The organism is Calothrix anomala FACHB-343, from assembly GCF_014696435.1.
Classification (GTDB): Bacteria; Cyanobacteriota; Cyanobacteriia; order Cyanobacteriales; family Nostocaceae; genus Aulosira; species Aulosira anomala_A.
In genome coordinates this window covers 1-25451 of record NZ_JACJQG010000076.1, presented here as the reverse complement: position 1 = coordinate 25451, position 25451 = coordinate 1, and the positions used below count along the sequence as shown (strand labels likewise).

Below are 25451 nucleotides of genomic sequence, written 5' to 3'. Positions count from 1 at the left end.
ACTGTTAGGTTTGGTAATACTGAATATTAAGTGTCTCCATATGTTAAATAGATAACTTTTAATATCAGTATTATTTCAGTATTTCATCTGAGATATCATGATGACTCCTGAGTTCTTAAGGCTTGAGCAGCGAGATAGACTTTGGCCCATTCTCCCATCACCTGATGGGTTTTAAGTTTTAATTGTTGAGCGGTGGCTTCAATGGAGTTACCAGCTTTACGCAAATCTAAAATCTGCTGTCCCTGATGAGACAATTTCTCATAAAGTTGCTGCCATTGATTAGGTGTTAACCCCAGGTTGTGTTCTTCCAAGGAAATTGCTAACCAATTATCTACCAGTTCTGGTTTACCTTTGAGGGCAAACACGCGCACAGCATGGTAGCTGATTTTTTCCCGCAATCTGTAGACTTCTTTAATTTGCTTGTTGAGGACTTTGGCGATTTCGTCTTGAGACTTACCTTGGAGATACAGCCGCAGCCATTCTACTGCTTCGGTGCCGAGATTTTCTTGTAAATATACTTCAAATTCTTGTTGTACGGACTGACGCAGGATTTGTTGCTGTTCTAGTTCTTGTGCTTCTTCATATTCCGCGATCGCTTGACTGTCAACCAAGTTAATCCGATTATCGCTGTCATCTGTGAGGATTTCTTCGGAAACTAGGCGAATCAAGTCACTGCTGGGTACTTGAGTTAAGCCTCCCCGTTGAGTCCGGCGCAGGTAATTGACAAAGCGATAAACTAGCAAGGGTTGATTGCGCACTGGACGCAAGCAATATTCCTCGATGCTGGCAAATAATAAAGTATCTCTTAACCTGCGATCGGTGGTAATTTCCGCGATACAGGACATTTGGTCTTGAATGTAGGAATCGCTTTGTAATAATTCTTGAATGATTTCTTGTAGTACATCAATGACACTACGTTGGCGATCGCGGCTTAACGATACCCAAGTTTGAATTTTGTTCCTTAAGGTCATTAAGCTGGCTAATCTGGAGATGAGGTTACGATAGGCACGTTCCCTACCTGTACCCAAGTAACGTTGCAACAAAATCCGGTAACGATATTCCATTGCTTGCTTGGCAATCTCAAGCTCCTTGGGATTAAGCATATCAAAGCGCTGGTTATCGCGCCCCAACAACCACAAGACAATGCTTTCTCTGGCTGTTTGACTTTGTTGTGGACAATCACTCACAAGACGTTGTCGCCAATATTGTGCCAGTTTGTTGGCTTCTGTTGCCATAGTGAGATTGTACTCCTCAAAACCCTGTTTTAAAGTTTGCATTACAACCCCCATTTTTCGCACTTAACTTATTAACTGGCAGCTGCCCCTAATTGAATCTTCTGGTTGAAGATTTTTTAGTGATTCCATTTTTATTACGTCTCAAAGGACTAAACTTATGCAGAAAATATCCTTTGCTAGTTTTCACTTTTGATTGCCAACTACTGAAAACCCAACTATTCAAGGAATTTTTCTCTGATTTGCAAATTATAAATTTTTGTAAATTTAATAAATTCACATTCGAGAAAAGCAACCTGCGCAGTGTATGTAAATTAAGATACACCTTTTTCAGCGGGGTTAAGAAAAGCTGACATGGTGGACGCGATCGCCAGAGCAAATAAAATTCACCTCAAATCCAGACGTAGTTTGATACATATAAGTTTCAGATTTCCAGCACATCTGTGTGAGAATCTCAGCATTTTTTAACTTTCTTCTATCATTTTGGCAACCTAATTTTATTTTTCGGCAAGATATACAACCATTATCTAATAGGATTACTGACTATTTAATAGTACCCATGAGGGTAATATCTGGATCTATGACGAGAATTTTCTCATAAATAAAGTTTTTCTTGAGGTTTTCCTAATTTTGTACCCCATCAATATTACATTGAGTTACTATGTGTATCTCACATACGATGACAAAACTTATACTAAGGGAACTCCAAAAAATAAATTATTCCGTTCAAGTTGTTGACTGTTGACTGTTGACTGTTGACTGTTGACAGGTCTTATTAGTAGTTATGCTTAGATGAAAAACATTGGTAATAAATATGTCAAGACATGCTTAATTGCGTCTTGGCAAGAGTGAATTGTCAAGGCGCAGCTGGTAATATTTTGTTTCTAGTTGGAGCTAAAGACGATAAATCTCAATCTAGCGACCGTTGGACGATCTGATAATTGGATTTTCCACAGATTCTCTGTACTGTTGTACGGCATCGGTGTAGCCAATAGGTAGAACAGCTTCAACGTTTTCATGGGGTCTGGGAATAATCACCCAAGATTCCAGGGTACCACCATAAACATTTTCTGCAGCTTCTACACCAGCTGCCATAGCGGTTTTAACTTCTGAGACATCGCCACGAATATTGACTGTAAAACGAGCGCTACCAACCCGGATATAACCAACCAGGGTAACACGACCCGCTTTGACCATCGCATCTGCTGCGGCTAACACAGCAGGAAAACCTTTAGTTTCTAGCGCTCCAACTGCCTGTAATGACATTAAAAATCTCCTGTAGGAATAAACTTAGGTGGTGTTACAAGTTAATTGTACGAAGCTTCGCTACCAATTTTAATGGCAAACTTGTTTAGAACATACGGAAGGGTTCAGAGTCTTCCGTGAAGTGGATAGGAAGTATAGTTTCCACATTTTCTGGGGGATTGGGGACAATGTAATGGGTAATTACTGTACCCTCCTTTACTTGTTCACCTGCGGCAATTCCTGCTTCCACAGCTGTTCTGACTTCAGCAACCTGTCCCCGAACTGCAACTAGCAAACGAGCGCTTTCTGCTTGGCCATAATACACCAGTGTAACTGCTGCAGATTTTACCATTGCATCTGCTGCTGCCAACACCGAAGGAAAACCTAAGGTTTCTATTACGCCAACCGCCATTGGCATGGCTAGATTCTCCTGAGCTAAATATAAGTGATATCAATTGTACGAGGCTTTAGTCCCAATTTTGACATTTGCCTCAACTTTCTTGGATACTTAGTCATTGGTCAATAGTCAATAGTCAATAGTCATTGGTCATTGGTCATTAGTCCTCCTTATCCCCCCTGCACCCTGCCCCCTGCTCCCTGCTCCCTGCCCCTATGCTGTTTCTCCGTCTGCCGTTGACGAAAATTACCCTACGTTGGGTATTGGTGATTCCTTTTGTATTACAAACTATTGGGGCAGTTGGGCTAGTAGGCTATCTGTCTTATCGTAGTGGCGAGCAAGCGGTGGAGAATTTGGCTAATCAGTTGATGGATGAAGTTAGCCACCGAATTAGCGATCGCCTCGATAATTATTTACAAACTCAGCAGCGAGCAATGGCGATTAACGCCCAAGCAGTTAAGCAGGGTGCATTAAATATCCGAAATTTTACGCAATTGCAAAGTTACTTGTGGCAACAAATAACTCTATCTCCTTTGTTAGGTAGCAGTACTTATGTCAATGAGCGGGGAGAAGAAATTGGTTACGGACGACTTCAAAGTCAAGAGGTAGTGGATATAGCCAATCGTCTAACCGGGGAGAAATTAGCAATTGGTACTGTCTTTTTGGCGGAAATTAAAACTACTGATTTAGGTAAACGAAAACATTATCTGGTCGATTTTCAAGGACAGCCTAAAAAGTTAATTTATACTCTAGACTCTGATAACCGTCAGCTGGCTTGGTATCGTTATGGCAAAGCTGCAAAAAAACAAGTTTGGTCGCCAATTTATGTGTCTGATATTGCACCAACCTTAGTAATTCAAGCAATGGCTCCTGTATATAACAATGTTGGCGAATTTCAAGGATTATTTGTTTCCAATATTGGTTTATCGGAGATTGGTACTTTTTTAAATCAGTTAAATTTTGCACCTGCGGGAAAGGCTTTAATTATCGATCGCGCTGGAAATTTGGTAGCTAGTTCTACTTTAGAATTGCCTTATATACCAAAAAATCAAGGGGAACCGCAAAGATTACCAGCTATCCAAAGCCAAGATGCACAAACGCGATCGCTCGCTCAACAAATACTGCAAAAATACGGTAACTTGCGTCAGCTAGAAAACACTACTCAACTGAGTGTAGAACTCAATGGGCACAAGCAGTTTGTACAAATCGCTCCTTATCGCGATCGCTATGGATTGGATTGGCTAGTGGTGACAGCCATTCCCGCATCTGACTTTATGCGAGAATTGGAGGCTAGTAAGGCTCATACATATATCTTATGCTTGCTGACATTATTTACTACTGTATTTATTGGTATATTTACGGCGAGCAGAATTACTAAGCCGATTGTGCGTTTGAGTCAAGCTAGTCAGGCTTTAGCCCAAGGGGAATGGCAAAAACCTTTATCAGAAGAAATGGCGATCGCAGAACTCAAGCTACTTACTCAATCATTCAACCAGACAGCCAAAGACCTAAAACAAGCTTTTGACCGCGCTAAACTTGCTCTGAATGAATCGGAAGATAAATTTGCCAAAATCTTCCGTAACGGGCCTGATTTTGCCCATATTATTAGTTTCGAGACAGGCTGCTATGTAGAGGTGAACGATCGCTTTTTAGAAATGACTGGCTATTCTCGTGCAGAGGTAATTGGCCATACCCCTTTAGAACTGGGAATAATTGCCAAACCTGAGACAATCTCACAAATGTGTCATATATTACAAACTCAGCAACGGGTGCAGGATTTTGAGTTGGAATTGCACACTAAATCAGGGGAACGGAAAATAGGCTTAATTTCTTCGGAATGGATTGATTTGGAAGGTAAGCGTTACATTCTCTCTGTATTTAAAGACTACACGGAACGCAAACAAGTAGAACTGGAACTGAAAACAGCCCGCGACTTGCGAGAAGCCATTTTTAATGAATCCACTGATGCTATCTTTTTGGTAGAACTACCCCCAACTAGACGCATTCTCGATTGCAATCAACGAGCTGTGACTTTGTTTGAGCTAGATAGTAAGGCAGAATTAATTGGACTTCAAGGAAATATCCTGCAAAAACGGCAATTTACAGAGGAAGAATTAGCGGAAATTGCTAGGGAAATCGAACAGCAGGGATTTTGGAGCCTAGAAATTGAATATCTCACAAAAAAGGGAAATTCTTTTTGGGGCAATTTAGCAGTCAAGATGATTGAAGTGGCAGGACAATCAATGTATCTTGTACGGATAACAGATATCACAAACAGTAAGCGTATTGCTACGGCTCTACAGCAAAGCGAAGAAAGATTCCAGCACTTAGCAGCCGCTTCCCCAGGAATAATTTATACAGTTGTCGAATATCCCAGCGGCCCGGTACGTTATGAATACCTCAGTCCGGCTTTTGAGGAAATTCATGAAATCTCAGTAGCATCAGCGCTGGAAGATGCTTCCATTATCTATAACCAGATTCATCCTGAGGATCGTTTGGCTTATCAGCAGGCAGTGGCATACAGTATAGAAAATATGCAGCAGTTCAAGCATGAATGGCGGATTATTACCCCTTCAGGTAAGATTAAATGGATTGAGGCGAATTCTCGACCAGAAAGGTGGGAAAATGGCGAGATTGCTTGGCATGGAATAGTGCAAGATATTAGCGATCGCCATCAAATTGAGCAAATGAAAGACGAGTTTATCTCTGTCGTCAGCCACGAACTACGCACGCCGTTAACAGCGATTAATGGCGCGTTGGGAATGCTAACTACTGGAATTTTTGACAAGCGTCCCGAACGCGCCAAAGAAATGCTGACAATTGCGGCGAATAACTGCGATCGCCTAGTACGTTTGGTTAATGATATTCTCGACTTAGAACGCCTAGAATCTGGGAAAACTCAGCTAGTGATGGAAAGCTGTGAAGTAGCAGATTTAATGCAACAGGCGATAGAAGCAGTAGAAGCGATCGCTACTCAAGCGGTAATTACTCTGGAATTCCAACCCCTCAATGTCACGATGACAGCTGCACCAGATGCGATCGTGCAAACGCTGATTAATCTATTAAGCAACGCCATTAAATTTTCTCCTGTGAATAGCACTGTTTGCTTAACCGCAGAGTTAGAAAATGCTCATAATAATTCTTATATTCTCTTTTGTGTGCAAGACCAAGGTAGGGGGATTCCCAGCGATAAATTAGAAACTATCTTTAATCGGTTTCAACAGGTTGATGTCTCTGATGCACGCCAAAAAGGCGGAACAGGACTAGGACTCGCAATTTGTAAAAGTATCGTCCAGCAGCATGGCGGACAAATTTGGGTAGAAAGCGTTGTTGGCACAGGAAGCACTTTTTATTTTACGTTGCCAGTGAACCAGGGGAAATTATGAGTAAACGCCTGTTAATAATTGATGATGAACCGGATATTCGGCGGATTATTCAGGTATCTTTAGAAGAAATTGCCGGCTGGGAAGTCAGTACAGCTGAGTCTGGTAGTGAAGCATTGATCGTAGTCCAATCTGGCAAGTGGGATGCAATTATTTTAGATGTTTCTATGCCGGATATGGATGGATTTGAGGTGTTTAAAAGGCTGCAATCCGATCCCCATACACAATCTATTCCTGTAGTGCTGTTAACTGCCAAAGTACAACCAAGCGATCGCCGTCGTTTTGCCCAAATGGGTGTCGCTGGCGTGATTGCTAAACCTTTCAATCCGATGACGATCTCTAATCAAGTAGCGGAAACTTTAGGTTGGGAAAATAATTTATAGTCATTTAATTTGTCAAGCAACTAGCTGCATTGAACCCAAACCCATTAATATCGGAGATTTTGCCACCTGTAACTCGACTAAATATAGTTTTAATATTTGGTGTATTAATTAAGTCAAAAGTTGCTGAACCATTCTGAAGAATCGAAAAATTACTGAAGCTGTGAAATAAATTATTACCTTTTTCACTACCATTGATGATTGTGAAATTGTTACCACTTTGCTGAACTAAAGTGTTAGTAGTACCGTCTGATGTCACCTGCGCGATCGCCACTCGGATATTCTCTGGATTGAATAACACACTTATTAATATCAATAGCAACGGTACTACTTTCATCAGCGATCGCTTTCTTTACCTGACCGAAGCAATTTTAGATTTTAGATTTTAGATTTTGGATTAAATGAAAATTTGAAATCTAAAATATTTGGTCTCAAGCCTCTGGGTTAACCCAGAAGAAAAACAAAAATTTTTCAATATTTAAGCCTATTCTTTATAAGGAGAGGTTAATCCAAAATCGTAAATCCAAAATCCAAAACTGATTGACTCTCGTTATGCTTCCCATTCTCTGATTCAATATATCCATCTTGAGGGACTAGTCATAAATCTCGCCAATGCTTTCACTAAAGCTTAACAGAAGCCTCACACACAATTCATATCCAGAGCCTATCCGGTGAGCTTGTGAGCCTTTTTGCTGTTAAATAATTTTGCTAAAAATCCCTTTTCTCTAGTCCCTAGCCCCTATATCCTAACCCCTATTTTTAACCATAAGCACCGTTGGGTAAAAATCCTAAAAGTTGCTTCAATCTCTGGTCTGCTCCTTCATAACAGTGACTAGGCATTTGATAATTCATAAATGGTGCGTATTTATGACCAACTAGTCTCTTAGCATAGGTAATTTGGGTAATGTAACGAGTGATAGAAGAAGAGTTTCTAGAGCCTCTATGCCATACCTGATTATTAAAGCAAACCGCAGTACCCATTGCACCCAAGCAGCTATAAATTTTGTCTTCATTTCCGGAAATATCGCCATTGCATAACTTACCAAATAAATGAGAACCGGGAATTACCTGAGTAGGGCCATTTTCGACAAACAATACATCCGTTAAATAGTAATTCACTGTAAATGCTAAAACATTTAAGCGAATGTTAGTTAAAGGTTTACCATCAAGTGAGATAACATGTGGTGTATCGTCTTGATGCCATGTGTTTTTAGCCAATCCGTCAGTTTCTGGAGGAATTTTAAATGAGTTATTATGAATAACATGAATTGCATTAGCATTAGGAATACCATCATTTATTGAATAGCCTTCCCCATTCGCTCCTCCAATTAAATGTTCGGCAAAGGTGACGATTGGCTCTAAAGCAAAAAGATTTAAATTATGCTGAGAATGCTCAAACATTCTTTTCATAATTCTTTTGGATTTCTGATAATTTTCACCTTCAGTTTGCTTGAGAGCTTCGTCTAAATCGTTTCTTAATAGCTGACATTGTTCTGGTGTTAACACATTGTTAATTACCAGAAAGCCATTAGTATGAAAATAATCAATCCATTCATGAAGTTGTTCTGTGGTTGGCTGACGATTGGCTAGATATTCAGACATTTTTCTTTACCAGAATGTATAAAGCAGAAACTAGTACCGCTACGCGGAAGTCAAAAGTCAAAAGGTTAATACATCAAGGCTTATGACTGTATGAAATGGTAGCTTGATTTACGCCGTGTTGTACTAGTGGTTTATGTCATTAATTATCCTGGTTTGCTAGATCCCCGACTTCTATAAGAAGTCGGGGATCTGAGCTAGCACCAACGTCTCACAACTAATGAAACGAAGCACTAAGCTATTCTGCTTTTAAGTTGCACAATCCATTGTGCGCGATGGTTTTACACGGAAGTTCCTTGGAGAATAATCTAAATTTTTAAATCTTGCAAAGCGAGGCGAATTTGCTCTATCCGTCTGCGATTAACGCCAAGATCCGACTCTCCCACCCGTGAAGCCGAGCGCACGTGAATTACAGATTCATCAGCAGGAAAATAAAACTCCACATCATCAACAAATTTGAAGATGCGGCTTTTAGATAGAGCATGAATGTAATTCTCTGTTTGTTCTATAACTTCTGTACGGGGAACTACGGTGAGTACTTTAAGTAAAGTCTCTTTAGCTACATTGCGATCTACATGGTAAGGAATCGGTTTAATGGCGTGTTTAGCATCAGCATCTTGACTGACAACACAGTTATCTGAAGCCGGACAGGAGCTAAGATAACCATTATTTAATCCCAAGCTAGCAGCAAAAGCTGGATTAGTAGTCAGAGTTAAAAATATTGCCAAAGTTATACTGAACAAAAGTTTGGGAACAAACGCTCTTAGTAGACCGGACATGATAAATTTACTCCTCAAGGGTGGAATAGCACTCATACCAATTCAAAATTCAAAATTCAAAATTAAGAATGCGGACAAGACAAGGGTTTAGGCTTGTGTATTTATCGCATTGTCTTTTGAAATTGGTATCAATTATTCTCGGTTATTTTGGTTGTTTTCTGTGAGTTGCTATTACCTTGAGAAAATCTTAAATTCGGTGAATTTTCCTCACTTGGCAAACATATTGCCTAAAAACGCGATAATTTCCGCCCAAGCTGAGGTAGCAGCTACCGCATCGTAGCGATAACCATCATCGCGCATAAATGTATGTTCTGCTTCATAATTTAGAACTTTGTGGGGGATTTTGGCATTTTCTAGGGTTGTAATTATCCTATGTCTATCTGGTTCTGGGATATGCGGATCGAGAGTCCCAAATACCAAAAGCATTTCGCCGTTAATTTCACTAAAACGCTGGATTGTATCGGCTACGCCCTGACCTAATTTACCACTGGGAATGCCTGTAGGATAGCAGCAGACAGCAGCTGTAATTTCCGGTTGAAATGCAGCACGAAAAGCTAAATGTCCGCCAATACAAAAGCCAAGGGTACCTATTTTACCAGGAGCAACAGCACTATCGGTTTTGAGCCATTCAATTACTGCTCGACAATCAGCATCATAATCCGCGATCGCAGTTCGGCGTGCATCATCATTTCCCCGCATTCTTCCTAAATCATCGGGTTCTATCACCGTACCAATTAACTCTAGGCGATGAAAAATTTCCGGTGCTGCTACTACATAGCCAAATCCTGCTAAGTAGTTCGCCAAGCGAACGATGGGACTACCTAGTTGATAAATATCACTGTAAAATACAATACCTGGATAATGTCCTGCTGGTTTAGGTGCTGCTACATAAACACGCATTAAACTGTCATTTACTCTTAATTCGATATTGCGCTTAGTAATTTGCACTTTTTTATCTCCGCGTCCTGTTTGCTGTAATTTCTTCTGTTTTCCCAGAACCAAAGACTAATAGTGGAACAATTTGAGCGCGATTTTCAGGTAAATGAATTACATTCCCCAATTATGCAACGCCTCTGTTGCAGAAAATAGATTATACTACCATATAGTAATATAATAAATATATATATAAATTAGCGAATGTTTATGTTAGAAAATTCACCTGCTGCTCTAGGGCAAATTGCTGATTATTTTAAAGTGTTATCGGAAATTAGCAGATTGCAAGTTTTATGTTCTTTGCGGTCAGGTAGCAAAAATGTCACAGAAATCATGAAAATTACGGGATTGGGACAAGCTAATGTTTCCAAGCATCTGCAAATTCTCACCAAAGCGGGGATGATTAAGCGTCAACCGCAAGGGGTGAGTGTGTTTTATGAAATTACCGATTCGTTAATTTTTGAGATATGCGAATTAGTGTGTGCGCGTCTTTCGATTCGTTTGGAAGAACAGTCACAGCAATTGAAACAGTTAGATGCTTTAAGAATTAGTCATTAGTCATTAGTCATTGGTCATTAGTCATTAGTCATTACGAGTTATTTTAATTATCGCAGAGATGGCGATCGCTCTCGTTGACATTGGGATTATTTTTTAGGTAATTTTTGATACGCAAGCAACTGTATTGGCGTAAGTCAGCTAAATTCAAATTCCACAGTTTTAACCCGCTATCCTCACCTGCGCTAATTAGGGTATTACCATCGGGACTAAAGCTGATGCTATTAATTTTACCAGGGTGACCGACTAGAGTTTTGAGTAAAGTGCGTAGTTTACCGCCGTAGGCATCGCGGATATTCCACAGCTTAATCGTACCATCAACGCTACCAGAGGCGATTATTTGACTATGGGGGAGAAAACTCAAGCTGGTGACACCACTGGAATGTCCGGTGAGGGTGTGGATTAAAGTTCCGTTGGCGACGTTCCACAGTTTGATGCTATTGTCTAAACTAGCAGCAGCGAGGATGGTGTTATCGGGACTGAATTTCACAGATGCGATCGCTAGTCCATTTCCCTGTAAAGTTGTGACAAAGCTACCATCAATGCGCCAAAGTTTTACCGTATGATCGTAACTACCAGAAGCTAGCAGTTTACCATCATTACTAAAAGTGATACTGCTAATTGCGTCTGTATGTCCTGTTAATGTGTGAAGTAATTTTTTATCTGCAAGTTGCCATATCTTAATAGTTTTATCGGCGCTACCAGCAGCAAACATTTTACCATTTGGGCTAAAACTGATGCTGGTTACTCGCTCAAGATTTCCTGTGAGGGTATGAAGTAGAGAATTATTGGCTATATTCCATAATTTAATTGTTTTATCGTCACTGGCAGCAGCGATAATTTTATTATCTGGGCTAAAGTCTACAGCATAAATTGGCTGTTTATTTCCAGATATAGATTTAATTAATTTTCCATCTTTATTCCAGATTTTGATGATTCCATCCCATCCAGCAGACGCAAACATTTGGTTATCATGGCTAAAATTGGCACTGTAAAACTTACCTTTATCTAAAGTATTTCCTACATTATTTACTTCCCAAAGTCTGACAGTTTTATCAGCGCTAGCAGAAGCAATCATTTTTCCATCTTGGCTGAAACTAAGACTATTAATTACACCACCATGTCCTTTTAAAGTTTGGCTGAGGATATATTCAATTTGGGATGGATTTTGATTCTGCCAAATTTTAATTACTGCGTCATCATCGGCAGTAGCTAGCATTTTACTATTTGGGCTAAAGCTGATACTATTGATTTGGTTTGTGTGTCCTTCAAGGGTTTGTAAAATTTTGCCTTGACGATTCCATAAATTGATAGTTTTATCGCCACTAGCGGAAGCGATAATTTTTCCATCTGGGCTAAATTTTACAGAGGTAATGCGTTCTTTATGTCCTGACAGCGTTTGCAGCAGTTTCCCATCATTAAAGCGCCACAGCTTGACTAAATTATCTTCGCCACCAGAAACAATAATTTGAGCGTCTGGACTAAAGCTAATAGTATTCACCCAACCATTATGAGCAGTCCATGTATTCAGTAAAGTTCCGTCAGTTCGCCAAAGTTTTATAGTTTTATCTCGGCTAGCAGATACAAGCGTTTTACCATCGGGACTAAAATCAACGCTGTTGATAATATCAGTATGTTCTGTGAAAGCTTTGATGATTTTTCCATCTATATTATATAGTTTGATAGATTTACCCGTACTGGCAGCAATTAATTTATTGTCGTGACTGAAAACTAAAGATGTAACTCTTTGATTATCTGTAATCGTCTTGAGAATTTTACCATCTGCGCGCCAAAGTTTAATTGTCCCGTCATCGCTAGCAGAGGCGATTATTTTACCATCATGACTGAAACTTACGGCGTTAACTTGTTGGCTGTGTTCTTGTAAACGGTTGATTTCTTGAGATTGGCTGACAGCTTGCTCAAGCGTCGCAATGGTTGTTAATTGAATTTCTTTATTTGCTGTAGATACTTGTTTAACTTCTCTCCCAGATTTTACACCAGCAATTAAAGCTTCTAATTGCTGATTGGATAATAGTAAAGCTTCCGACGAAGCATTTAAAGCAGAAATTTCCCTTAATTGTGCTGCTTGTTTTTGCAAATAAGCGAAAACCCCAAACCCACTAGCCGCAATACCCAACACACTAATCACAATAATTGCTCTTTGCGCTTGACGCAGACGCTTTTTTTGCGCAAATTGCTGGCGTTTTCTTTCGGCTAAACAAGCTGCAATAAAACTTTGTACATCTTCAGATAATTCATCGGTATATTTAATATAAATTTCTTCCGCCTCAGCTAACCGGATACCTTGCAACAAAAAATCAGTTTGCTCCTGATTATGTTTCCATAAAGCTGCAGCTTGTTCAATTTGACGCTGCGATCGCAATCTACTACGATTTTCCTCTAACCACCAGCGCAAAGTTGACCAATGACGAATCAAAATTTCATGAGCTACTTCTATTGTGACAGATGAGGCAGGTAGAGAAGCAATTACAGCTTCGCCTTTATCTCCCTTATTTCCTCGACTCACAACCTCATCATCCACATTCACCACGACTAACTTAGCCGCAGTTAATACTTGCAGAGTTCTTTCCACCAAAGCGACGGGGTATTTTTGCACCACTAACTCTGATTTCCATATTCTGCGTCGGGTATCTTCTGTACCTTCCCCTAATTGGGTGAGAGAGAGGAAAATCCATCTAGCACAATCTTGCGCTGGAGAATCTAAACTTTCGTAAACAGCTTGCGCCTTTCTTTCTAACGCACCTTTAATTCCACCTACCTGTTGCTGATAAGCTGCGAGAGTCAGTTTTCCATCTTGGCGGAATTCCCACAACTGTTCTAGAACAAATTCTAACAGTGGTAAATCGCCAGCGGAGTGGTTTAATTCCTGTAACAGAACTTCCACTAGTTCTGACTCTACTTTTAAGCTGACTTGTTCTGCTGGATTAATAATGACACGACGATAATCGCGATCGCTCAAATTCGGCGGAACCAATATACTAGATTCTTGTAATAAACTCGCCAGCGCTGGAACTTCTAAACAAGCAGCGATAAAATCAGCGCGTAAAGTAATTACTAATTTAAACTTATCAGCCGCATATTCCATTGCACCCAGCAGCAACTCTAAAAATCGCTGTCTATCTTCACCAGGCGCAAGGGTAAACAACTCCTCAAACTGATCCACCACCAACACTACCACAGACTCAGGACGACTCCGCAACCAATAAACAAAGCCTTCCACCCCCTGATAAAGCATTCCCTCCAACACCAGCTGCGACGATGAAGACAAACCCCCTTGTCCTCCTTGTCCTCCTTGTCCCCCTTGTCCCCCCTGTCTCCCTTCTCCCAACCGCCTCGCCAACTCTGCCAAAGGACGCGCACCGGGACGCATACTTTTAATTAACCAAGAATCACTTCCAGGTAATTGTTTTCCCGGACGTAATTGAGCAATTAATCCTGCTTGCACGACGGAAGATTTACCACTACCAGAAGCACCGACTACAGCTAAGAAAGATTTATGAGCAATTTGACTAATTAAATGCTGAGTTAAAGATTCTCGTCCGAAAAAATATTGTGCATCTTCTGCCGCAAAAGCTTTTAATCCTCGGTAAGGACAAATTCTTAAATCTAAAGCCGATTTTTTCTGACTGCGTGCGCCAGTTGTTGCGGGGATAATTTCAATTACGCCTTGAGTTCCTGATAACCAAAAATGCAAGGGTAAAAATGGATGGCGTTGTGTTTGTGCTGCTAATTGCACTTGTAATTGGGTAATCCAACCTGCTACAGATAAACCAGCTTGTTGATTAGCAGCTTTTAAAGTTGCAATTAATGTTTGGGCGAAAAATTCAGGATTGTCTTTTGGCGAAGTACCCGCAATAATACATTGTCCTTTCTCCGATTCTAGGCGCAAATCCTCTACCCATTCTTGCAGGGAAGATACATTAGTCGCTACTACAGGAAAATCTAAAATTATAATCTGTTGGTTTATTTGAGAACGGCGTAATTGTTGTTTTAACCAAGAACGACTCAGCCAAATATCATCTGCTATTAATAATGCAGCTTCTCCGGTGGGAGTTTCTTCTAATCTTCCCCTTAGATATAATAATATAGTTGCAGCTTCTGGTAGAGGATGCGGGGAATTATGCAAATAAACTTCTGAATTTAGCTGTGAGGTTTCCCGCAAATCCAAGACAGGTTGAGGAAATGCATCATCATGATGATGAGCGAATACAGGCTTTTCTCCATCTCCCCTTGTCTTGCCATCATTTTCTACTTGGCGATAATAGACACCTAAAGCTTGTTGAATTGCATGGCGAATATCTTTACCAGTTGTTTCTCCTGAACGCAGCAAATATTCCAATTCAAAATCGCCAGTATCAACTAATATCTTACTAAAATCACGCGTGCCTTGAGAACCGATGAATCCCTCAATTACTAATGCTAGTCTGACAGAATTCGATTCAGCGATCACGGGAATTTTACCTAGTATTAATTCTCCCACTCCTTCGACAATCCGCTTAGGCGTTTGCAAGGGATATTCGCGCTTCAGTTCTGTGTCTCCCTTGCCGCGTTTTTGCTGGTTAATTAAGCGTAATTGTTGATTGGTTTTATCTATATATTGTAAAGTCTGGTGATAAACATAGCGATACAGCCCATCCGCAAAAATTACGCCTTGAGCATCAGCAGCATCTCCATATAAACCCCGCGTTAAAAAATAAGTAAATACGCCATGTCCTAATTCAGGAAATTCCCAAGATAGTTGATTCACATCACAGGAAAGTAAAGCATAAAAACCCTGACTTTTACCCGCATTGCGTTGCAAAACCTCTACTAATTGCGGCGTAGGATTTAATAAAGTTTCGCCAACTCCCCGGAGTGTCATTCCGCCACTATGACAAGCATCTAACCAAACTAATTGATTTTGTGCGCCGCTTTTGCTTAACTGTGCCAAAAGTTCTTTAACAGGTAAACCAGTTTGTTCTAGATTATCTTTTTGGGTATCTGCCAAACACAAAAATGCTTCTTGAGTATTTGGTTGTAATATCCCATGACCAGAAAAATAAAATAAAACTGTGTCAATTGCTTGCACATTAGCCGCAATTTCCTGTAAACTTGTTCTCACTGTGGATAATAGTGGCAATTTTTGGGCAAAGTCGTGATAAATCTTTACCTCTTTTTGGGGAAATTGCTCCTTGGTTGCAACTGCTAAAGCTTCAGCAAGTACCTGACAATCAACTGCAGAGTAACGTAGAGAAGGAAGTTCCGCATCTTGATATTGATTCACACCCACCAGTAATAACCACAATTTCGGGACAATTGTTTGCTTTGCTTGAGTCGAGCTACTGGTTGTTACTCCGCGTGGGCACATAAGTTATGGGGCATGGGGCATGGGGCATTGGGCATTGGTCAAGAGTCAATGGTCAACAGTCAACGGTCAACAGTCAACGGTCAACAGTCAACGGTCAACTTCAAGAATGTTCTTTACTTTTATGATTTCATATAGGTGGATTGCGATCGCTTTATGCAGAATTTTCCTCAACAGATAAATTAACTACTATAGCAATCCTCAATTATTCACAAATACCTGTCCTCCTTGTCTCCCTTGCCCCCTTCCGTTGTGTTCGCATATTAAATATATATGTCTTTACCTCATGTCTTTATCACGCGCCGCTTACCTGCTAGTTTAGAACAACTACAAACAATCGCAAATGTGGAAGTATGGATGGAACGTCAACCACCACCATATGATATTCTGCTGGCTAAAGCTCAGGCGGTTGATGGATTATTGTGTCTGTTGACTGACAAAATTGACTGTGAATTAATCGCCGCTTCTTCTCTCAAAGTTATTAGTCAGATGGCGGTGGGTTACGATAACATCGATATTGCCGCAGCTACAGCTAAAAAAATTCCTGTTGGTCATACGCCTGGTATTTTAACCAATGCTACCGCAGATTTAACCTGGGCGCTAATTATGAGCGCAGCTAGGCGAGTGGTGGAAGCAGATAAGTTTACTCGCGCGGGTTTGTGGAAGACTTGGGAACCAGATTTATTATTAGGCCCGGATGTAGCAGGCGCTACTTTAGGGATTATCGGATTAGGGCGCATTGGACAAGCTGTTGCTCGTCGTGCCCAAGGTTTTGAAATGAAAATTTTGTATACAAATAGACAAAGATGCGCGCCAGAAGTCGAGAAATTACTGAATGCAGAATTTGTTAGTTTGGAAAAATTGCTGCAAGAATCTGATTTTATCTCAATTCATACACCAGGCAGTGAAGACACCTATCATTTGTTGAGCGATCGCGAATTTGCATTAATGAAACCTTCAGCTATCTTAATTAATACCGCTAGAGGTACGATTATCGATGAAAATGCATTGTATCGGGCATTGTCGCAAAAACAAATAGCCGCAGCCGCTTTGGATGTGACGGAAATCGAACCCCTACCAATGGATAGTCTGTTGTTGAGTTTAGATAACTTAATAATTACACCGCACATTGGCAGCGCTAGTCAGCAAACAAGAAAAAAAATGGCAGAAATGGCGATCGCAAATTTGATTGCTGGGTTAAAAGGCGATCGTCTTCCTCATTGTGTGAATCCACAAGTTTACAGTTAATTTCTGATTTTATCACAATTCTCGCCTTTACCCGAAATAACGCCCGCAGGGTAGGCGCTCCGCCTCTATGTTCAATTAGCCGCACCCTTGAGGGTGACGGCGGGATTTCGGAAAATGTGCTGTACTTACGTTGATTTACGTAATATTCCCCATATTTAGTTGCTAACCATACAATATTCTGGGAATTATGCTGAACCAAAATAAAGATTGATTAAGGCAAGCTAGCTGTAGAACTTTATACAGGATTGTATCTATGGCGCGTCAAAAATTAACATCGCGGATTCTCGAAAAAGCGAAAGCGCGAGCTATGGGATTACAAGCTATCGATCCAAATATAAGTTTTGGCGATGCTTGCGATTTACAAAAGATGATGCAGCTAATTGAGACATTAAGCCAGAAATTAGATGCTCATAATCAAGCTTTGGAAGTAGTTGATACCAGCACAACTGAACTTAATGTGATGGAAAAATCTTTAAATCAGCTGTCTCAGAGAATACTGTTAGGTGTGGCTTGTAGATACGGTAACGACAGTTCCGAATATAAAATAGCAGGTGGGGTGCGGAAAAGCGATCGCATTCGTAAAGCTAGAGCTACTAGAATCAAAAAAGCAAAGGCAAAATCGGCGCTGCTGAAGAATGAAGTGTGAATATATCGCCAGGGAATGTACCACAGGGATGGTTAGATCCCCCTAAATCCACGCCACTTGCTACAAGTCGGGAAACCCCCCCAATGCAGTGGCTCCCCTTAAAAAGGGGGACTTTAATTCTAGTTCCCCCCTTTTTTAAGGGGGGTTAGGGGGGATCAAAACGATACTGGCTCAGGCGTTAATACTTATGTGTACACCGTAGATTTCTGGAAGGGGTATCTAGCAACCCATCAACTTCTTATTCTAATTCAGCAATTAAATTGAGAATTTCGCGGTAGTACTGTAAATTACCATCTTTATGGAATAAATCAGCAGATTCTTGGAAGTCGGCTATCGCTTTTTCATAATCCCCTAAATTACGGTAAACATCAGCACGTACTAAATAAGCTTCTGTCCAATGGGGTTGCAATTGTAAGGCTTGATTTAAATCTTTAAGTGCAGTTTCTAAATCGCCTAGCCATGAATGACTACGCCCACGATTAAACCAATCTTCAGCAAAACTAGGCTCAATAGCGATCGCTTGATTATAATCTGCAATTGCCCCTTCATAATCTTCTAAAGCATAACGCGCATTACCGCGATCGCTATAAAATGCAGCTGAATGAGGATTTAGCTTTAAGGCTTGGGTATAATCGTCAATCGCGCCTTCATAATCTTCCATCGCATAAAGCAAAGAACCGCGATTATAATAAGCTTCCACTAATTGGGGATTTAGTGCAATAGCTTGGTCATAATCTGCGATCGCTCCTTGTTCATCCCCAATTTGGCGGCGGACGTTACCCCGGTTACAATAAGCTTGGGAAAAGTCTGGAGCAATTTCGATGGCTTGGGTATTATCGTTAATTGCGCCTTGGTAATCTTGCAAAGCTTCCCGAACTATCCCCCGCCCATAGTAAGCTGTAGCTAAGTTGGCATTAAACATCAACGCCCAATCATAATCTTTGATTGCCCCTTGATAATCGCCTAAACTGCGTCTCGCCGCAGCGCGATCGCAATATCCCTCAGCCATGAGAGGATTAAGTTGCAACAGTTTTGTACTATCTTTAATTGCTTCTTGATATTCTCCTAATTGACGACGCACATTAGCTCTTAAGCCGTATACTAAATCTAAGGTGGGATTCTCTTGCAATGCGTGGTTATAGTCGCTAATCGCTCCTTGATAATCGCCTAAAGCACTGCGTACCAAACCCCGTTCGTAATATGCTTGGACATCATCAGGATTGAGTTCGATAGCGCGATTGAAATCCGCGATCGCTTGCTGATAATCTTCCAGGTGAGCGTACACCAATCCGCGATTATAATAAGCACCAGCAAAATTAGGATTAATTTCTAAAGCGCGATTGTAATCTTTAATTGCTCTTTGACAATCTGTTAAGGCATAACGGGCATTGCCGCGATTGTGGTAAGCTTCGGCTAAATTGCCATCGATTTGCAATGCTTGGTTATGGTCGTTGATTGCTTGCAAATACTCACCCAGGATATGATATACATTACCGCGATTGGTGTAAGCGGCAGCGAAGTGAGAATTTAACTGTAACGCTTGGTTAAAATCGGCGATCGCTCCTTGATTATCGCCGCGATCGCAACGTGCAACACCGCGATTGTGGAAAGCATTGGCAATATCAACATTAATATAAGTAGATAACACAGGATTAATTTCTACAGCTTGATGAAAATTTTCTAAGGCTGTATCGTAGTCTGCCAAGGCAAAATAAGCCTTACCCAAACTGTGATAAGATTCAGCAAGATTGGCGTTGATTTTTAACGCTTGCTGATGATCGGCGATCGCGCCTTCGTAATCTTGTAACAAAAAACGTACATTTCCCCGATTGCAGTAAGCTTCCGCAAAATCAGGATGAATTTCTACAGCTCGATTAAAATCGGCGATCGCACTGTGATAATCTTGAAGTTCGCTGCTAACGAGCATCCCGCGATTATAGTAAGCTTCTGCAAACTGAGGTTTCAGTTCTATAGCTTGATTGTAATCCGCGATCGCTCCTTGATAATCCCCTTGAAAGTTTTTGTTTAAACCCTGAGTCAAAAAATCTTCAGCATTCATAAAATTTATATAGATAGTCAATTTCACAGTCAGCCAGAACAATAGGAAGTTACACCTTAAGTTACATAAAGCATGTCTCTTCTTGTCTAGAATGCAAGATGTGAATAAAGGCTCATTATAGACGACATAAATTCGCCTACCAAGGTTGTACTTGTAGCATTTTCAACGTGATTTGGGATGAGGGGTTACACCCTTTGATAGATGAATTGAGAACGATTTTCCGTCCTTATAACTGTATATTGCGGCTCAATCCAGCCAGAACTCACCATAATATTTCAGTCGAGAATATCTATCTCAATGTAATTAATTATACTTTTTCTAGAGAATATATGAAAAACAGCAAAACCAGGCGGAATTTCTTGCTAACGACTGTTGCTATGGCTAGCGGTATTGTCGGCGCTGATACCTTAGCAAATCATACTTCTGGAACACCATCAGCAATAATGCCAGAACGAATTTTAGGACTTACAGGCGTAAAAGTCCCGATTTTGGGGTTAGGAGGTGCAGGGACAAACACACCATTAGATAAATCAGATAAAGAACGTGAAGCTGTAGCGATTATTGAAAAAGCGATCGCCCTTGGTATTCGTTATTTTGACACAGCGCGCAGTTATGGCGCAAGTGAAATTCATTTTGGTAAAGTACTCCCAACCTATCGCAGCCAGATTTTCTTAACAAGTAAAACAGCCAAAAGAGATAGAGACAGCGCATGGCGAGAACTCGAAAGTTCATTGAAACGTCTTAATACAAATTATTTAGATTTATGGCAATTACATCATGTTTCTTTTCATGAAGAAATTGAGACAATATTTAGTCAATCTGGTGCAATCAAAGCTTTAGAAGAAGCAATCCAGCAAAAAATTGTCCGATTTGCTGGAATTACCGGACATCGCGATACTAAAGTCATAGCTGAAGGAATTCGCCGCTTTCCATTTCATACAACACTGATCCCGATTAATGCTGTAGAAAATCATCATCCAGACTCATTTATTCAGGGAGTTTTACCATTAGCCAAGCAGCAAAATTTAGGCGTAATTGCCATGAAAGTTCCGGCTTATGGAAAGTTATTACAAGCAGGTGGTTTAAATAATATACAGCAGGCTTTAGGTTATACTTTATCTCAGTCTGGGGTTCATTGTTGTATCATTCCGGCTGATAGCGTGCAACAGTTAGAAGAGAATGTGCAAGCAGCAATTTCTTATCAACCTTTGAATATTCAGCAATTAGCAGAAATTGAACAGCGTACTCATAATATTTGGCAAGAAAGTACATTTTATCGAGCTTGGAGTTAATTGATAATATTGGGTAAACATCAATTCTTATGAACAGCACAAAAATCTTATGCTCTATTTTTTATATTAATTAAGGCATAATATCCTAGATTTAAGGATTTTGTGTAACTTTGCTTTTATATAAAATGCATTCACTCTTTTGCTGCTCATTTTGGCTTTCTACAATTTCAAATAAACCAGAAACTTTCAAAATACCTTTTAGGGTTTTAATGCCGTACTTTTTTGGCGTACATTCAGGATCTTGACTTTTAATAAAATCTCCCGCTCTTGACAGTAAAGTCATATCACCTATTTTTTCTGTGTTTATTTCAGCTAAACGTAGTAATTTAACAATTTTTGTATTATCCCATCCTGTATCTGATGGATCTAAGAGATTGATATATTCAACCTCAGAGATAACTTCCGCCCTACGTTGCTTGTATAATAAATCTAGTTGTGAATGAGATTCGCCATAAATTTCCCGCAGATGGTAAAGCAGAGCTATGACAAACAGATTTATGTCTTTATAAAAAAATAGTGCTTCTTTATATTGCACTTCTAATTCACTGATACAACTTAAACACCCTTCTTTAGTGGCTAAGATATTCATACCTTGTAAGCCTCCAAAGTGATGAATGAGTTGATTACGGTTAGCAACAACTGTTTTTAAATTTTCTACAAAATAATCAGAATCATAATCGCAACACTCTATAAAATTGTTGATTAGATTTCCAAGCGTTGACTTTTCGTTGGCTTTTCTATAATTACTAAAGATGTTGATACTCTGTCTAGCATCATCTGGTTGTATATATGGGAGAAGAAGCTTCAGTCCTTTTTCAATTTGCTGAAATACCAATACATTTCTTCCTATTTTTATTAGCACTTGATTAACTAAGTCTTTATTTGTATGTTCCATATTAATTAATAATTATGCTATCTACTATAAATTGACATCACAGAGGTTGGCTTCAAGTAAAAATTTTAACTATATTAATTTATATAGAGATCAGTAATGTTTCTGAAAAACTCTCTCACTTCAATAAATTTGCAGTATCAGGAAAATCGCTAAATACTCCATCAACTCCTAAACTGAAAAATAACTCATACTCTTTTTGCGGATTATCTTGAAAATCGAGAGGTAAAAATAAATTTTCATTGCGGAATGTCCAAGCATGGACTAGTAAAGATGCTGCATGAGCATCACTAACTAATGATGTCGAAGACAGCAATTTTTTATTACTATCTATAGGAACGATCAAATTTTTATGAATTCCTATCGCTTGTGCATATTCAGCAATTTCTTGTAAACCTGATTTTGTGACTAAATCTGAATAGGTACGCTCATCAGCATTAACGACAAAATCATAAGGTTTACCTGTATTATTCAACAATTGCACTAAAGGTAAATCAGTTTTACTCGCTAAATATTTGAGGTTGCTAACTTCAAAAGATTGAATAAAAATCGGTGCATTTGCGCCTTGATAACCGTTAGCTTGTAAAATTGCTAGTAAAGGTGCTTCTAAAGCTAACCCGATAGATTGAAAATAAGTCGGGTGTTTAGTTTCTGGATAAATACCAATAGTCCGCCCAACAGCAATACTTTTAGTTTTAGCTAAATCGATAATTTCTTGGAATGTAGGAATTGCCAACAATCCATCATAAATTGTATTCTGCGATCGCACTTGGGGAATACGCTCTTTTGCCCGCAGGGTTTTCAGTTCTGCTAGGGTAAAATCTTCTGTAAACCAGCCTGTCTTACTTTCCCCATCAATAATTTTAGTAGTTCGACGTTCAGCAAATTCTGGATGCTGGGTTATATCGGTAGTTTCCGAAATTTCATTTTCGTGACGCGCAACTAATACACCATCTTTAGTTGCCACTAAATCGGGTTCAATATAATCAGCCCCTAAATCAATTGCTAGTTCATAAGCCGCTAATGTATGTTCTGGACGGTAACCACTAGCGCCTCTGTGTGCAATAATAATTGAGGCGGTAAATTGCTCCATTGTCTTTATTGCCCTGATTTTAGATAATATAAATTACTCTTGTAACGAAATTCTCTATTTTGAGGAATACTCAAAACCTCAAAGTCAGTCGCTATACTAGCAAAACATCGTTAAATTTATTTGCTAAGTATTTTGTAAACAGGCAATGATACAGAGTCAGCCAGAAACCAAGCGTGTAGCAGAACTACGCCAGTTATTGCAGCAAGCTAGCTATGCTTATTATGTCCTAGATGCGCCGATTATGGAGGATGCAGTCTATGACCAGTTATATCGAGAATTGCAACAACTAGAAACCCAGTATCCAGAACTAATAACACCAGATAGCCCGACTCAGCGTGTGGGTGAAAGACCTGCAACCCAGTTTACATCTGTGCGGCATAATATTCCCTTATATAGTCTGGAAAATGCCTTTAATTTAGACGAGTTGCAAACATGGGATCAGCGTTGGCAAAGACAAGTACCGAAAACTGATGCAGTAGACTATGTTGCAGAACTAAAAATTGATGGTTCGGCGATCGCTCTTACCTATCAAAATGGCATACTAACTAGAGGTGCCACTAGGGGTGATGGGGTAACAGGTGAAGATATCACCCAGAATGTGCGCACAATTCGTTCCATTCCCCTGCGCTTAAATTTCGACGGGTTAGAACCTTTAGAAAAGGTAGAAGTCAGAGGTGAGGCGTTTCTACCCTTAGAAGTATTTAAACAAATTAACGAAGAAAGACAAAAAACCTCGGAGCAATTATTCGCTAATCCCCGCAATGCTGCGGCTGGTACCCTGAGACAATTAGATTCGCGGATTGTCGCCCGCAGACGCTTAGATTTCTTCGCTTATACCTTGCACATTCCTGGTAGAGATGATGCCAGTATTGCTAATACTCAATGGCAGGCTTTGGAATTGTTGCAAAAAATGGGTTTTCGCGTCAACCCCAACCATAAATTATGTCCTTCCCTAGCGGATGTAGGTGATTACTACAAATATTGGGATACAGAAAGGCTAAATTTACCTTACATGACCGATGGAGTCGTCGTCAAACTCAATTCCTTTAAACTGCAAGAACAGCTAGGATTTACCCAAAAATTTCCCCGTTGGGCGGTGGCGTTGAAATATCCCGCCGAAGAAGCACCCACCCGCGTGGAAAATATTGCTGTAAATGTGGGGAGAACCGGCGCGTTAACACCCTTGGCAGAAATGCGCCCCGTACAATTAGCCGGGACAACAGTATCTAGAGCTACATTGCATAATAGCGATCGCATTGCCCAATTAGATATCCGCATTGGCGATACAGTAATTGTTCGCAAAGCCGGCGAGATTATTCCAGAGGTAGTGCGAGTACTGAAAGAACTGCGCCCTGATAATACACAACCATTTATTATGCCCAGTAATTGTCCCGTTTGCGGACAACCGGTGGTGCGAGAATTGGGTGAAGCTGTTACTAGGTGTGTTAACGCTTCCTGTGCGGCGATTCTCAAAGGTGCAATCGAACATTGGGTAAGCCGCGATGCTTTAGATATTAAAGGAATGGGGGAAAAACTAGTACATCAACTCGTAGATAAAGGTTTAGTGCATTCCGTCGCTGATTTATACAACCTCACCGAAGCCCAGTTATGTAGTTTAGAACGAATGGGACAAAAATCGGCACAGAAATTAATTGATGCGATCGCGCAATCAAAAAATCAACCTTGGTCGCGAGTATTATATGGTTTAGGTATCCGTCATGTTGGTAGCGTCAACGCCCAATTATTAACAGAAAAATTTAACTCTGTAGATAAATTAGCTCAAGCTAAACAGTCAGATATTGCGCTTATTTACGGAATTGGCGACGAAATTGCCGAATCTGTACATCAATGGTTTCAAATTGCAGCCAATCAAACATTAATTTCTCGCTTACAAACCGCAGGATTACAGTTAGAAACTACTCAAGAAACTACAATAACTGAAGGTAAGCAAACATTAGCCGGTAAAACCTTTGTTGTCACAGGAACATTACCCACTTTAAAGCGTGATGAAGCCAAAACTTTAATTCAAAAAGCCGGCGGTAAGGTAACAGATTCAGTCAGTAAAAAAACAGATTACTTACTTGTAGGTGAAGATGCGGGTTCCAAATTAGCCAAAGCCGAATCCTTGGGAATTCCCCAATTAACAGAAGCACAGTTTTTGGCGATGTTAGAAGAGTAGTCATTTTTGACTGTTGACTGTTGACTGTTGACTGTTGAATGTTGACTGTTGACTGTTGACTGTTGAATGTTGACTGTTGACTGTTGACTGTTGACTGTTGACTGTTGACTGTTGACTGTTGACTGTTGACTGTTGACTGTTGACTGTTGACTGTTGACTGTTGACTGTTGACTG

General features: G+C 40.1%; 17 protein-coding genes and 1 pseudogene. 7 read left to right on the top strand and 11 right to left on the bottom strand.

Translation table 11 applies throughout. The features are described from left to right. Positions 1–95: 95 nt before the first annotated feature. The 3 genes from H6G08_RS30860 to H6G08_RS30850 all read right to left on the bottom strand — a co-directional run bounded on the left by H6G08_RS30860 (position 96) and on the right by H6G08_RS30850 (position 2895). Positions 96–1289, bottom strand: a complete 1194-nt coding sequence (locus H6G08_RS30860) for a HetZ-related protein 2 (RefSeq protein ID WP_190550130.1) — start codon at positions 1287–1289, stop codon at positions 96–98. Between the two features lie 858 nt (positions 1290–2147). Next, complete coding sequence (locus tag H6G08_RS30855) at positions 2148–2498, bottom strand: carbon dioxide-concentrating mechanism protein CcmK (RefSeq protein ID WP_190550128.1); 351 nt, start codon at positions 2496–2498, stop codon at positions 2148–2150. Between the two features lie 85 nt (positions 2499–2583). Continuing rightward, positions 2584–2895 carry a carbon dioxide-concentrating mechanism protein CcmK gene (locus tag H6G08_RS30850; RefSeq protein ID WP_190550127.1) on the bottom strand — a complete coding sequence of 104 codons (312 nt, stop codon included), beginning with the start codon at positions 2893–2895 and terminating at the stop codon, positions 2584–2586. Positions 2896–3089: 194 nt separating this feature from the next. On the opposite strand from H6G08_RS30850, the gene H6G08_RS30845 reads away from it, so the two are divergent. Both H6G08_RS30845 and H6G08_RS30840 read left to right on the top strand, forming a co-directional pair. Next, complete coding sequence (locus H6G08_RS30845; RefSeq protein ID WP_190550125.1) at positions 3090–6260, top strand: PAS domain S-box protein; 3171 nt, start codon at positions 3090–3092, stop codon at positions 6258–6260. After that, the gene (locus tag H6G08_RS30840) at positions 6257–6640 is read left to right on the top strand and encodes a response regulator (RefSeq protein WP_190550123.1); all 384 of its coding nucleotides are present in this window, start codon (positions 6257–6259) and stop codon (positions 6638–6640) included. The genes H6G08_RS30845 and H6G08_RS30840 overlap by 4 nt, the downstream gene beginning before the upstream one ends. Positions 6641–6680: 40 nt before the next feature. Here the strand turns inward: H6G08_RS30840 and H6G08_RS30835 are convergent. From H6G08_RS30835 to H6G08_RS30820, 4 genes and pseudogenes are all read right to left on the bottom strand, one after another. Continuing rightward, positions 6681–6974, bottom strand: a pseudogene (locus H6G08_RS30835) (two-partner secretion domain-containing protein); the annotation flags it as partial. Between the two features lie 422 nt (positions 6975–7396). Further along, positions 7397–8239, bottom strand: a complete 843-nt coding sequence (locus H6G08_RS30830; RefSeq protein ID WP_190550121.1) for a phytanoyl-CoA dioxygenase family protein — start codon at positions 8237–8239, stop codon at positions 7397–7399. 305 nt (positions 8240–8544) lie between these two features. Continuing rightward, positions 8545–9015: a DUF1499 domain-containing protein gene (locus H6G08_RS30825; protein WP_190550119.1), complete on the bottom strand. Its 471-nt coding sequence runs from the start codon at positions 9013–9015 to the stop codon at positions 8545–8547. 207 nt (positions 9016–9222) lie between these two features. Beyond that, the gene (locus tag H6G08_RS30820; RefSeq protein ID WP_190550117.1) at positions 9223–9963 is read right to left on the bottom strand and encodes a dienelactone hydrolase family protein; all 741 of its coding nucleotides are present in this window, start codon (positions 9961–9963) and stop codon (positions 9223–9225) included. Between the two features lie 195 nt (positions 9964–10158). Here H6G08_RS30820 and H6G08_RS30815 point away from each other — a divergent pair, with 195 nt between their 5' ends. After that, positions 10159–10506, top strand: a complete 348-nt coding sequence (locus H6G08_RS30815) for an ArsR/SmtB family transcription factor (RefSeq protein ID WP_190550115.1) — start codon at positions 10159–10161, stop codon at positions 10504–10506. Positions 10507–10549: 43 nt separating this feature from the next. Here H6G08_RS30815 and H6G08_RS30810 read toward each other — a convergent pair whose 3' ends face one another. After that, positions 10550–15871, bottom strand: coding sequence for an nSTAND1 domain-containing NTPase (locus tag H6G08_RS30810; RefSeq protein WP_242046343.1), 5322 nt, complete (start codon positions 15869–15871; stop codon positions 10550–10552). Between the two features lie 270 nt (positions 15872–16141). Here H6G08_RS30810 and H6G08_RS30805 point away from each other — a divergent pair, with 270 nt between their 5' ends. Then, positions 16142–17116 carry a 2-hydroxyacid dehydrogenase gene (locus tag H6G08_RS30805; protein ID WP_190550113.1) on the top strand — a complete coding sequence of 325 codons (975 nt, stop codon included), beginning with the start codon at positions 16142–16144 and terminating at the stop codon, positions 17114–17116. Between the two features lie 253 nt (positions 17117–17369). Then, positions 17370–17762, top strand: a complete 393-nt coding sequence (locus H6G08_RS30800) for a hypothetical protein (protein ID WP_190550111.1) — start codon at positions 17370–17372, stop codon at positions 17760–17762. Between the two features lie 238 nt (positions 17763–18000). On the opposite strand, the gene H6G08_RS30795 is transcribed toward H6G08_RS30800, so the two are convergent. Beyond that, a complete protein-coding gene (locus H6G08_RS30795; protein ID WP_190550109.1) occupies positions 18001–19821 on the bottom strand; it encodes a tetratricopeptide repeat protein in 1821 nt (606 codons plus the stop codon). A 329-nt stretch (positions 19822–20150) separates the two neighbouring features. Between H6G08_RS30795 and H6G08_RS30790 the strand changes: the two genes are divergently transcribed. Next, positions 20151–21113 (top strand): aldo/keto reductase, encoded by a 963-nt coding sequence (locus H6G08_RS30790; protein ID WP_190550107.1) that lies wholly within the window; start codon positions 20151–20153, stop codon positions 21111–21113. Positions 21114–21204: 91 nt separating this feature from the next. Here the strand turns inward: H6G08_RS30790 and H6G08_RS30785 are convergent, their stop codons facing one another. Both H6G08_RS30785 and H6G08_RS30780 read right to left on the bottom strand, forming a co-directional pair. Further along, entirely contained in the window at positions 21205–22008 is an 804-nt protein-coding gene (locus H6G08_RS30785; protein WP_190550105.1) for an OST-HTH/LOTUS domain-containing protein, read from the bottom strand. Positions 22009–22123: 115 nt separating this feature from the next. Then, a complete protein-coding gene (locus tag H6G08_RS30780) occupies positions 22124–23098 on the bottom strand; it encodes a glycerophosphodiester phosphodiesterase (protein ID WP_190550103.1) in 975 nt (324 codons plus the stop codon). Positions 23099–23243: 145 nt separating this feature from the next. Here H6G08_RS30780 and ligA point away from each other — a divergent pair, with 145 nt between their 5' ends. Beyond that, complete coding sequence (gene ligA / locus H6G08_RS30775) at positions 23244–25277, top strand: NAD-dependent DNA ligase LigA (protein ID WP_190550101.1); 2034 nt, start codon at positions 23244–23246, stop codon at positions 25275–25277. The last annotated feature ends 174 nt before the right edge of the window (positions 25278–25451 follow it).

Excerpts from the sequence above, each read along its gene's own strand:
- H6G08_RS30805 (WP_190550113.1), top strand. The coding sequence starts at position 16,142 with ATGTCTTTACCTCATGTCTTTATCACGCGCCGCTTACCTGCTAGTTTA.
- H6G08_RS30845 (WP_190550125.1), top strand. The coding sequence starts at position 3,090 with ATGCTGTTTCTCCGTCTGCCGTTGACGAAAATTACCCTACGTTGGGTA.
- H6G08_RS30815 (WP_190550115.1), top strand. The coding sequence starts at position 10,159 with ATGTTAGAAAATTCACCTGCTGCTCTAGGGCAAATTGCTGATTATTTT.
- H6G08_RS30780 (WP_190550103.1), bottom strand. The coding sequence starts at position 23,098 with ATGGAGCAATTTACCGCCTCAATTATTATTGCACACAGAGGCGCTAGT.
- H6G08_RS30785 (WP_190550105.1), bottom strand. The coding sequence starts at position 22,008 with ATGGAACATACAAATAAAGACTTAGTTAATCAAGTGCTAATAAAAATA.
- H6G08_RS30795 (WP_190550109.1), bottom strand. The coding sequence starts at position 19,821 with ATGAATGCTGAAGATTTTTTGACTCAGGGTTTAAACAAAAACTTTCAA.
- H6G08_RS30860 (WP_190550130.1), bottom strand. The coding sequence starts at position 1,289 with ATGGGGGTTGTAATGCAAACTTTAAAACAGGGTTTTGAGGAGTACAAT.
- H6G08_RS30840 (WP_190550123.1), top strand. The coding sequence starts at position 6,257 with ATGAGTAAACGCCTGTTAATAATTGATGATGAACCGGATATTCGGCGG.
- H6G08_RS30825 (WP_190550119.1), bottom strand. The coding sequence starts at position 9,015 with ATGTCCGGTCTACTAAGAGCGTTTGTTCCCAAACTTTTGTTCAGTATA.
- H6G08_RS30830 (WP_190550121.1), bottom strand. The coding sequence starts at position 8,239 with ATGTCTGAATATCTAGCCAATCGTCAGCCAACCACAGAACAACTTCAT.
- H6G08_RS30790 (WP_190550107.1), top strand. The coding sequence starts at position 20,151 with ATGAAAAACAGCAAAACCAGGCGGAATTTCTTGCTAACGACTGTTGCT.
- H6G08_RS30810 (WP_242046343.1), bottom strand. The coding sequence starts at position 15,871 with ATGTGCCCACGCGGAGTAACAACCAGTAGCTCGACTCAAGCAAAGCAA.
- H6G08_RS30800 (WP_190550111.1), top strand. The coding sequence starts at position 17,370 with ATGGCGCGTCAAAAATTAACATCGCGGATTCTCGAAAAAGCGAAAGCG.
- H6G08_RS30850 (WP_190550127.1), bottom strand. The coding sequence starts at position 2,895 with ATGCCAATGGCGGTTGGCGTAATAGAAACCTTAGGTTTTCCTTCGGTG.
- ligA (WP_190550101.1), top strand. The coding sequence starts at position 23,244 with ATGATACAGAGTCAGCCAGAAACCAAGCGTGTAGCAGAACTACGCCAG.
- H6G08_RS30855 (WP_190550128.1), bottom strand. The coding sequence starts at position 2,498 with ATGTCATTACAGGCAGTTGGAGCGCTAGAAACTAAAGGTTTTCCTGCT.